The sequence below is a fragment of the Roseibium sp. genome (genome assembly GCF_025698965.1).
GTDB lineage: Bacteria > Pseudomonadota > Alphaproteobacteria > Rhizobiales > Stappiaceae > Roseibium.
Window position 1 is genome coordinate 1 of sequence record NZ_JAILWL010000214.1, and the last position, 10,728, is coordinate 10,728.

Below are 10,728 nucleotides of genomic sequence, written 5' to 3' on the forward strand. Positions count from 1 at the left end.
CAAAGTGGTGCTGCCGCAGGCCGCTACCGGGATCGCGTCAACGGCAATCTTCTGTCTGATCTTCTCGTGGAACGAATATGCCTTTGCAGTTCTGTTGACGTCAGGCACCGCCCAGACCGCGCCTCCCTTTATCCCGACCATCATCGGCGTGGGCGGGCAGGACTGGCCCGCCGTTGCCGCGGGCGCAACCCTGTTCCTTGTGCCGGTCATGGTCTTCACAATCCTGCTTCGCAAGCATCTCCTGCGCGGCATAACCTTTGGGGCGGTACGCAAATGAGCGCTTTTGTCAGCGGATTGGTCCATTTTCGCCGTGGGGCCTGGGAACTGCTCGCATCCATTTTGATCGCGGTTGGTGTGATCATGCTGATGCAGCCACTTGTTCTGTGGGCCTACACCTATTCCTTCATTGTCACGCTGACGGGCACGGTGATGTTCATCGTCGTCAGCCACTTTCCGGAATAAATGTCATGGCTGAGATTGTAATCAGAAACCTCAGGAAGGAATTCGGAGACTTCACAGCTGTGCAGTCGTCATCCTTCAAGATCGAGGACGGGGAATTCTTCATGCTCCTCGGTCCTTCGGGATGTGGCAAGACCACGACCCTTCGCATGATTGCCGGTCTGGAACTGCCCACTTCCGGTGAAATCTATATCGATGGCGAGGAAGTCGGGCAAATGCCCGCAAGCAAACGTGACATTGCCTTCGTGTTTCAGATGTTTGCGCTTTATCCGCACATGAATGTGCGCAAGAACATCAGTTATCCGCTGGTGAGTCAGGGGATGTCGAAGCGGGAAGTGTCGGCCAGGGTCGGCGAGGTTTCCCGTATTCTTGGCATTGGCGATATCCTCGACCGGCCGGTTGGTGGCCTGTCCGGGGGAGACCGGCAGAGGGTTGCCCTTGGTCGGGCCATCGTTCGCGATCCGAAAGCCTTCATGATGGACGAGCCTCTTGGCGCGCTCGATGCCGAGTTTCGCGAGCACATGGCGGAGGAGTTGCGTGCGCTTCATGACCGGATGCAGGCAACGACTGTCTATGTTACCCACGATCAACTGGAAGCCATGCAGATGGGTGACAAGATTGTGGTCATGAACCACGGCGTCATTGAGCAATTCGGCACACCTCAGGACATTTACGACAAGCCGGCCACGATGTTCGTTGCCGAGTTTATCGGGTCGCCGTCCATGAACTTCCTGAGATTCCATGGTCAGGTTCATGCCGGTTCAAAATCGGTGTTGATGGGGCATGAGGAGCTTGCTGTCTCCCAGCTCCAGGAGCCTTTTGAGGGGGATCTGGTCTACGGCATCCGGCCTGAACATATTTCGCTCAAAGATGACGGCACCTACCGCGGAGAAGTTCTGGCGGCAGAGTATCTGGGAACCACGCAGATCGTGACTTTGAAAACCGCCAACGGCGAACTCAAGGCCCGGGTTCCCTCAGATCGGAGCGTACGTCCCGGAGAGCATGTGGGTCTGGATTTCGACGGCGGCATGGTGACCCTGTTCGACAACCAGTCCGGACGGGCGCTGCGCTCCGAACTGAATGAAGGAGTGTTGTCTCATGGCTGAAGTCAGGTTAACCGGTCTATCAAAGACATTCGGGTCGACCGTCGCGGTCGATGACGTCACGATGACAATTCCCAACGGAGCCTTTGTCACGTTGCTCGGTCCGACCGGAGCCGGCAAGACGTCCATCCTGCGATTGATCGCGGGACTTGAGCAGCCGGATAGTGGCGATGTTGTCGTCAGCGGACGTTCGGTTATTGGCGACACACCGGCTCAACGGAATGTTGCCATGGTGTTTCAGCAGTATTCGCTCTATCCCCACTTGAGCGTTCGCGACAATCTTGCGTTTCCGTTGCGCTCACCATTGCTGAAGACACCGGAACCGGAGATCGAACGAAAGGTGGCCAACGTCGCCGAGGTTCTGCGGATTTCACACAAGCTCAACAACAAGGCAACGGCGTTGTCAGGCGGGGAGATGCAACGCGTTTCCATCGGCAGGGCGCTGGTGCGTGATCCTTCCATATATCTGATGGATGAGCCATTGAGCTCCCTGGACGCCAAATTGCGATCCGATCTGCGTATCGAATTGAAGCGTATCCAGGCAAATCTGGGAGCGACACTGCTTTACGTGACGCATGATCAGATCGAGGCGATGACCATGGCGACGCATATCGGTGTCCTCGATCATGGCAGGCTCGTGCAGTTCGGCTCACCTCGAGAGATCTATGAAGATCCGGCCAATCTCTATGTGGCCGGGCGTCTGGGGCAGCCGCGTATCAACGTGTTGCCTGCCGACCTGTTTGCAGGAGCGCCTTATGGCGCCAGAAAGATGGGTCTGAGGCCGGAGCATATTGCGCAAGGTGAAGGCAAGGCGAGCAGGGTGAAGCGTGTCGAGCATCTCGGCGATCAGATTCGTCTGCATCTCACGCTTGAGGGCCATGATATTGTTACCCTTTCGGACAACAGCAGAGACATTGAACCGGGCGATACACTTGCCATTCAACCGCGCAATCCGCTTTTCTTTGACAACAGCGGCGCGCGTATCGCCTGAGGAGACGAGATATGAAGCAGTTCATCAACACCAAGGAAACTCTCGTCACCGAGGCCATTGACGGAACCCTGCGAACGGCCGGAGGGCGCTTGGCACGGCTGGATGGATATCCGCACATCAAGGTTGTCGTTCGAACCGATTGGGACAAATCCAAAGTGGCACTGGTCTCCGGTGGTGGATCGGGCCACGAACCGAGCCATGCCGGGTTCGTCGGCCAGGGCATGCTGACGGCAGCGGTTTGCGGTGAGGTTTTTGCATCGCCATCCGTTGATGCGGTTCTGGCCGGTATCCTTTCCGTCACTGGAAAGGCGGGTTGCCTCCTGATTGTGAAGAACTATACCGGCGACCGATTGAATTTCGGACTGGCAGCGGAAAGGGCGCGCGCCTTTGGTCTAAAGGTGAACATGGTCATCGTAGATGACGACGTGGCCTTGCCGGATCTGCCGCAGGCACGCGGTGTCGCCGGTACGTTGTTCGTCCACAAGATCGCAGGCGCCCTTGCCGACCAGGGCGCAGATCTTGAAACGGTCACAGGTGCGGCAAAGCGGGTAATCGAAGGTGCCGTTTCCATCGGCATGTCTCTGGACACCTGCACGATCCCCGGTTCTCCCAAGGAAGACAGGATCGAAAGCGGAAAGGCAGAGCTGGGTCTCGGCATCCACGGTGAGGCCGGCATTGAGCAGGTGAGCTATTCCAATGCCAAGGTTGCAATGGCCATGGTGGTCGACCGGTTGGCGCCCAATCTAGCGCCTGGTCCGCATGTCGCAATCTTGAACAATCTCGGCAGCACGACACCGCTAGAAATGGCTGTTCTTGCGGAGGAATTGACGCTGTCACGCATTGGCGGTCAGATCCGCTGGCTGATCGGGCCTGCTGCCATGATGACCTCACTGGATATGCACGGGTTTTCAGTTTCCTTGTTACCGGTCAGTGCCGCGGACGAAGCAGCTCTCCAGGCACCTGTCGCACCCTGGGTCTGGCCCGGTTGCCTGCCGCTCGGGTCTGTTTCGGTGTTGCCGCTGCCCGACGGCCTGACTCCGATCCAGCCGCTGCCGTCGAAAAACGAAGAAACGCGCCTTTTCATCGAACGGTGCTGCAACATACTGATTGATGCGGAAGCCGACTTGAATGCACTGGATGCCAAGTCGGGCGATGGGGATACGGGGAGCACTTTGGCGACCGCCGCGCGGGCCTTGATCGGGGCATTGGACCGGCTGCCGCTCGCCGATCTTACTCAGCTTTATCGCGCTATCGGGCTGGAGCTCAGTCAGACAATGGGGGGCTCGTCCGGAGTGCTTCTGGCTATCTTTTTTGCCGCGGCGGGGGACGCTTCCTCAAGCGGACGGGATGCGATTGGAGCCCTGAAGGCCGGGCTTGACCGGATCATGCAGGTTGGCGGTGCAAAACCGGGAGACCGGACCATGATCGATGCGTTGATGCCTGCCCTGAATGCACTTGAAGGCGGGATCGAAGCCGCCGCCCTCGAAGCACGGCAAGGCGCGGATGCTACTGCGCGGATCACCCGGGCAAGGGCGGGCAGGGCGTCGTATGTTTCGGAGGCAAGCCTTTCCGGTCACAACGATCCCGGCGCGGAAGCCGTTGCCCGTCTTTTCGAACAAATTTGTGATGCTCCGGCGCTCTCGGCACAGACGGCTTAAGACCCTCAACAGGTAAAAAATGATGGCAGACCGCGCCTTTCGCGGTCTGCTTTTTTTGTTTTTGGAAGCGGCAAAGCCAGCCTGTCAAAGCATGCGTTTGCCTGTCGGATTTTTCTGCATGCGAGCACGAAGACCCAGTTGCAAAAGTCCATGAGAACGGGATTTCGGAAAAAATTTTTTGCCGTTGGTGAAGTTTTCTAATTTCATGAGATTGAAAAGGGTAATTGTTTCAGCTCTTTAAGGCGGTTTCCCCGCTGAATGAAATTATGTCTGACATAATGTTTACAATGTCTGACAAAGTGGTATGGTTCGATCAAACAACGGAAAGGTCGACATCGGTCCATGCCGGAAAAAGCGCCGCGGAAAAAACTTTCACCCGATACGCAGCACGCTGATGAACCTCAGGATGTGCCGCATGCCCTTATCAAGTTGATTGAGGATGAAGGGCTGAAGGTTGGTGATCGCCTGCCGCCTGAGCTGGAGCTGGTCCGCCGGCTCGGATTTGGCCGGTCAACGATCCGCGAAACGTTGAAAACCTGGGAAAGCATGGGTGTTGTCAGCAGGAACAAGGGGGCCGGTACACGGCTGACGGCGGAAATAGCCCGGAACACCTTGCGGATGGCGTTGACGATCACGCATGAGGCGGAAAGTCTGCTGCGCATGCAGCAGGTGCGTCGTCCGCTGGAAATCGAAGCCGTTCGGATTGCCACGCGCCTGGCGACGCCTGACCAACGCCGGATCATAAATGCCCGGGCGGCGGAGCTGATAGCTGTCTATGAGGCGGGCGAAGACTGGCGTCCGGCCGACCATCGTTTTCACAAGGCAGTTCATGAAGCGACCGGCAATTCACTGTTCGAGCAGATCATCGAGCAGATCCTGAAGTGCTTTCACGGCATTTACGAGACGCCCTTCGGCAAACCTCACCTGGGTCAGGCAACTATTCCGCTGCACCGGCCGCTGGCTGACGCGATCATCGCCGGCGATGAGGACAAGGCCGCTGAGATAACCGCACGCATCATCGACATGGTTTGCGAAGAAACCCAGGGAATTGCCGAGGAACACAATGGCTGACTTTTTCTCGGACGGATACTCAATCGACACGCTGTTGGCTGCTGCGGCAACCGGTTTTGGAGGGGCTGTCGTACCGCCAATCGTGCAGACGTCATTGTTTTCGTTCGATAATTATCAGGCTTTTGAAGACCGGATGGCCGGTCGGTCCGACGATCCGCTCTACACCCGGGTCCAGAACCCAACGGTTGCCGTGCTTGAGAAAATGGTTGCGGAGGCAGAGCAGGGCGATGCCGCTGTTGCGTTTGCTTCCGGAATGGCCGCTATTTCCTCTACCATTTTCGCTCTCGTCAAACCGGGAGACCGAATTGCCTGTGTCGAGCATGTCTATCCCGATGCCTACCGTCTTTTTGAGCGGCTGCTGCGGCCGTTTGGAGTCGAGATCACCTATCATTCGGTAGAGGAATTGGAAAGCAGCCCGGACCTGCTCAGAGGGGCAAAACTCGCCTATCTGGAAAGTCCGAATACCGTCGTTTTTCAGGCAATGGATCTGCCGAGAGTAGCCGCTCATGCGAAGAAACACGGAACGCTGACGGTGATTGACAATTCCTGGGCGACGCCGGTGTTTCAACGGCCGCTCACACTTGGAATTGACATCGTGCTCCACTCGGCATCGAAATACCTGTCAGGGCATTCCGACACGGTCGCAGGTATCGTGATTGCGAGAGCGGAATTGATCGACCGGATCCGTGACCTGTCCTTGTCGCTTCTCGGCGGTAAACTTGCGCCCTTCGAAGCTTTTTTGCTGACGCGAGGATTGCGGACGCTCGGCGCCCGCATGCGACAACACCAGGCTTCGGCCAACTTTTTTGTCGACAACCTTTCGCGTCACTCGCTTGTCAAGCGCGTGTTGTCTCCGGGACCCAATACGGTGCCGGGATTGACGGGGCGCTCAGGGCTCCTGTCTGTCGAACTCGATGACACGATAAACATTCCGAATTTTGCAGACGCTCTGAAACTGTTCCGGCTCGGCGTGAGTTGGGGCGGGTTTGAAAGTCTTATTCTGCCGACGCAAATCGCACTCAATCAGTCCGGGGAGGAAAACTCTCTCCAACGGTTCGGTGTGTCCGGCCGGATAGTGCGTCTCAGCCTGGGGCTTGAAGACCCCGCAGACCTTTGGGCCGACTTCGAAACGGCTCTCAGCCAAAGCGCCAAGTAAAAATAAGGCGTGTCAAAAAACACCAGGAAACCGGAGGAGACTATGAGGAAAATACTAGGTGCCATCAGTGCACTTGCCGTAATGGCGACAACCGCAGCGCATGCAGAAACACTGAAGTTGGTGGAAGTCATCACCAGTCCGGAACGGACGGAAGTCCTGCAGGGTCTGGTCGATGAGTTTGAGGCGGCCAATCCGGGTACGGAAGTCGAGATTGTTTCTCTGCCATGGGGTCAGGCTTTCGAAAAATTCGCAACCATGGTTGCTGGCGGAGATATTCCCGACGTTGTTGAAATGCCGGACCGCTGGGCAGGGATCTACAAGGACAAGCTTGTCGATCTGAACAGCAAGATTGCCGGTTGGGAACACGGTGATACTCTGACGCAGAAAACACTCGACATGGGGCGGCAAACCGACGGCAAGTCTGCCCGGTTGATCCCCTATGGTTTTTATCTGAGAGCCTTGTTCTACAACAAAAAACTGCTCGAAGAAGCGGGCGTTGAAAACCCGCCGCAAACCATGGAAGAGTTCATGGCTGCCTCCAAGGCAGTGTCCGAACTCGACGGCAAATACGGTTATTGTCTTCGCGGTGGGCCCGGTGGCCTGAACGGCTGGATCATGATGGCCGCGACCATGAACGGCGACAACATCTTCTTTGACGACGAGGGCAAGAGTACGCTCAACCAGCCGGGATCTGTCGAAGGCATCCAGTTCCTGATCGATATGTATCAGAACGGTTATGCGCCGAAGGATTCCGTGAGCTGGGGTTTCAATGAAATCGTCGCCGGTTTCTATTCCGGAACCTGTGCGTTCCTGGATCAGGACCCGGATGCGCTGATCGCGGTAGCCGAACGGATGGATGCGGAAGACTTTGCCGTGGTGCCGATGCCTGTCGGGCCGGCTGGCAAGGCATTCCCGACAATCGGGTTTGCGGGTTGGGCGATGTTCGACAGCACCAAGGACGAGGATCTGTCCTGGAAACTCATTGCGCATCTTTCGAGCCCGGAAGCCAACAAGACCTGGGCGAAGCGTGTCGGTGTCATCCCGATCCATGAAGGCGCCGAACAGGATCCGCATTTCAAAACCGAGCAGTTTGCCGGTTGGTTCGAGACACTGAACGGTGACCAGTACATCCCGACGGTCATGCCGACCTATCTGGAACAGTTCGGTTACTTTGCGGACTCCATTGCACTGGAAACCAGTCAGGAAGCTCTTCTGGGGCAGATCAGTGCTCAGGATGTTGCCGACCAGTGGGCAGAGTTTCTGACCGAAGAATATGCACGCTGGAAAGAAGCACAATGACAGCGATTGCAGACAGCGCGTCCGGGGAACCCCGGGCGCGCGGCTCGTTCTACTTCCGCTATATGGTCGAGCCTTATCTTTATCTGTCGCCGGCTATCATCCTGATTGCTCTGGTGATGCTGGTTCCCCTTGCGATTGGAATTTCATATGCATTTCAATCGGTTAATTTGCTGCGCCCGTTCCAGTCGGGCTGGGTGGGCCTGGAGAACTTTCAGACGTTGTGGAATGATCGGAAGTTCTGGCTCGCGCTGACCAACACCTTCTGGTGGACGCTTGGTTCGATTACGTTCCAGTTTTTTCTCGGCCTTGGTCTTGCCTTGCTCCTGAACACGCAGTTTTACGGCAAGCGGCTGGTTCAGGCTCTGGTGTTTCTGCCCTGGGCAGTTCCCACGTTCCTGTCGGCACTCACCTGGGCGTGGCTCTTCAATCCGACCATCGGACCGCTGCCGCACTGGCTTGCCGCCCTTGGCATTCTTTCCGAGCCGTTCAACATCCTGGGCGATCCGAACCTGGCCATGTGGGGCCCGATTACTGCGAATGTCTGGTTCGGGATTCCGTTTTTTGCGATAACGCTGCTTGCGGCTCTGCAGTCGATTCCAGGTGAACTTTACGAAGCAGCTGAAATCGACGGTGCATCGAGCTGGCAGATGTTCACCAAGATCACATTGCCGTTTCTTGCACCGATGATTGCGATCACCGTGATGTTGCGCACCATCTGGATTGCCAATTTTGCGGATCTGATTTTTGTCATGACCGGCGGCGGTCCAGCCAACTCGACGCAGATCCTGTCCACCTACATCTTCACCACAGCCTTCAGAAAGCTTGATTTCGGTTACGCTTCGGCCATTGCGGTCGCCCTGCTCGGGTTGTTGCTGATTTATGCGGTGATCCTGCTGGTGCTGCGCCGCAAGCTTGTCAAGATTTGAGGGGCGCCATGAGAACTCTTCGCCAATCGTCGCCTGTGGCTGTCACCGGCAAATATCTGGCACTGGGCTTTTATGTCCTGTTCGCCCTGTTTCCGCTCTACTGGCTTGCAAAAATCGCAATCACGCCTGACAAGCTGATCTTCACCGAGGGGACAGCACTTGTCCCGAGCCGGTTCACCTTCGAGAATTTTCGGACGGTGCTACTGCAGACCGACTTTCTGGCCTATTTCCGTAACAGCCTGGTCGTTTCCATCGGCACAGCGGCGATCACCACCTGTATTGCTGCCGCCGCCGGCTACGCGTTCTCGCGGTTCGATTTTCGCGGCAAGCGGTTGGTCATTGCAGTTATGCTGATCACCCAGATGTTTCCGCTCCTGATGATCATTGCGCCGATCTACAAGATCGTCGCAGCGCTTGGCCTGCTCAATTCACTGACCAGCCTGATCATTGTCTACACAGCCTTCAACATTCCCTTTGCAACTTTCCTCATGCAGTCCTTCTTTGACGGCATTCCGAAGGATCTGGAAGAGGCCGGAATGATCGACGGATGCACCCGGTTTGAGGCGCTGCGCAAGATCATCCTGCCGCTGACCCTGCCGGGGCTCGGTGCAACGCTCGGGTTCATCTTTACCGCGGCGTGGAGCGAACTACTGTTTGCGCTGATGCTGATCAATTCCAACGAGACGATGACCTTTCCCGTGGGACTGCTCACTTTCGTTTCGAAATTCTCTGTCGACTGGGGACAGATGATGGCGGCCGGTGTGCTCGCGCTGATCCCGTCCTGTCTCTTCTTCATCTTCATTCAACGGTATCTGGTCCAGGGGCTGACCTCTGGTGCCGTGAAAGGCTAGACCAATGGCACGGATCGAATTGCACAACATTGCCAAGGCCTACGGCTCCGTCGAGGTCATGCGCGATATCAACCTGACCATCGAGGACGGTGAATTCATCGTTCTGGTCGGTCCGTCGGGATGCGGCAAGTCCACATTGCTCCGCATGATTGCCGGACTGGAGCCGATCACCGATGGCGATTTCAGGATCGACGGCGCGCGCATGAACGAAATCCCACCACGCGACCGGGACATGGCGATGGTCTTCCAATCCTATGCGCTTTACCCACATATGGATGTCTCGCGGAACATGGGTTTTTCGCTCGAAATCCGGAAAGCGCAAAAGGAAGAACGTGGTCGCAAGGTGGCCGAAGCGGCGCAAACACTTGGACTGGCGTCTTTGACGGAGCGCCTGCCACGCGCGCTGTCCGGTGGTCAGCGGCAACGGGTTGCGATGGGGCGCGCAATCGTTCGCGATCCGAGCGCTTTCCTTTTTGACGAACCGCTTTCCAACCTTGATGCGGCACTCAGGGTCGAAATGCGCCTGGAAATCGCAAGGCTGCATCAGCGGCTGAATGCGACCATGATTTACGTCACTCACGATCAGGTGGAAGCCCTGACGCTGGCAGATCGGATCGTTGTTTTGAATGCCGGCGATATTCAGCAGGTCGGGACACCGCTTGACCTCTATGAACGGCCTTCCAACAAATTCGTGGCACAATTTATCGGTTCGCCGACAATGAACATTCTAGGTGTTGTGCAGTCCGAAGGTGGGGTAAAGCTGAAGGACGGGACGGTTCTGAATGTCGGGTCGGAAACAGGGCAACGCCAGGCACATGAACTGGGCGTCCGTCCGGAACACCTTGATGTTGTGGCGGAGGAAGCAGCTCATATGAGGGGTGTCGCCGAACTGGTCGAACACCTGGGTTCGGACACCAACATCCACGCCAAGATTCCCGGCGTCGGTCCTGTGCTGGTGCGCCAGCATGGTCACTTTCCGATGAAGACCGGAGATGCCGTCAACATCGCCGTTGACCTTGAGAAGGCACATCTGTTCGGACCTGACGGAGTGCGTCTCGCCGCATAGGCAAACTGGAAAGCCGTTGCTGATTCCAGTGCTGACAGGTTCAATCCAGTGCCGGAAAAACTGCCGTTTTCTTGACCGTGCCATACACAAAGCTCGTGTCGATGGAGGCAATGCCTCCGATCGGGTGTATGCGATTGCGGATGAAATC

The 10,728-nt window shown here is 56.7% G+C and carries 10 protein-coding genes and 1 pseudogene; all 11 read left to right on the forward strand.

Annotated features, from left to right (window positions below):
* Positions 1-277 (forward strand): annotated as a pseudogene (locus K5905_RS17445) (carbohydrate ABC transporter permease); the annotation flags it as partial.
* Positions 274-462, forward strand: coding sequence for a hypothetical protein (locus tag K5905_RS17450; RefSeq protein ID WP_297586142.1), 189 nt, complete (start codon positions 274-276; stop codon positions 460-462). The pseudogene K5905_RS17445 and the gene K5905_RS17450, both read left to right, overlap by 4 nt.
* Positions 463-467: 5 nt before the next feature.
* Positions 468-1,565, forward strand: coding sequence for an ABC transporter ATP-binding protein (locus tag K5905_RS17455; RefSeq protein WP_297586144.1), 1,098 nt, complete (start codon positions 468-470; stop codon positions 1,563-1,565).
* Positions 1,558-2,553 (forward strand): ABC transporter ATP-binding protein, encoded by a 996-nt coding sequence (locus K5905_RS17460; protein ID WP_297586146.1) that lies wholly within the window; start codon positions 1,558-1,560, stop codon positions 2,551-2,553. The genes K5905_RS17455 and K5905_RS17460 overlap by 8 nt, the downstream gene beginning before the upstream one ends.
* An 11-nt stretch (positions 2,554-2,564) precedes the next feature.
* Complete coding sequence (locus K5905_RS17465) at positions 2,565-4,211, forward strand: dihydroxyacetone kinase subunit DhaK (protein WP_297586148.1); 1,647 nt, start codon at positions 2,565-2,567, stop codon at positions 4,209-4,211.
* A gap of 342 nt (positions 4,212-4,553) precedes the next feature.
* Positions 4,554-5,282: a FadR/GntR family transcriptional regulator gene (locus K5905_RS17470; protein ID WP_297586149.1), complete on the forward strand. Its 729-nt coding sequence runs from the start codon at positions 4,554-4,556 to the stop codon at positions 5,280-5,282.
* Positions 5,275-6,438, forward strand: a complete 1,164-nt coding sequence (locus tag K5905_RS17475; RefSeq protein WP_297586152.1) for an aminotransferase class I/II-fold pyridoxal phosphate-dependent enzyme — start codon at positions 5,275-5,277, stop codon at positions 6,436-6,438. The genes K5905_RS17470 and K5905_RS17475 overlap by 8 nt, the downstream gene beginning before the upstream one ends.
* 42 nt (positions 6,439-6,480) lie before the next feature.
* The gene (locus K5905_RS17480; RefSeq protein WP_297586155.1) at positions 6,481-7,737 is read left to right on the forward strand and encodes a sugar ABC transporter substrate-binding protein; all 1,257 of its coding nucleotides are present in this window, start codon (positions 6,481-6,483) and stop codon (positions 7,735-7,737) included.
* Positions 7,738-7,799: 62 nt separating this feature from the next.
* A complete protein-coding gene (locus K5905_RS17485; RefSeq protein WP_297586162.1) occupies positions 7,800-8,663 on the forward strand; it encodes a carbohydrate ABC transporter permease in 864 nt (287 codons plus the stop codon).
* Positions 8,664-8,671: 8 nt separating this feature from the next.
* Positions 8,672-9,514, forward strand: a complete 843-nt coding sequence (locus K5905_RS17490) for a carbohydrate ABC transporter permease (protein WP_297586157.1) — start codon at positions 8,672-8,674, stop codon at positions 9,512-9,514.
* 4 nt (positions 9,515-9,518) lie between these two features.
* On the forward strand, positions 9,519-10,580 hold the full coding sequence (locus tag K5905_RS17495; RefSeq protein WP_297586159.1) for an ABC transporter ATP-binding protein: 1,062 nt from the start codon (positions 9,519-9,521) through the stop codon (positions 10,578-10,580).
* Positions 10,581-10,728 lie beyond the last annotated feature (148 nt).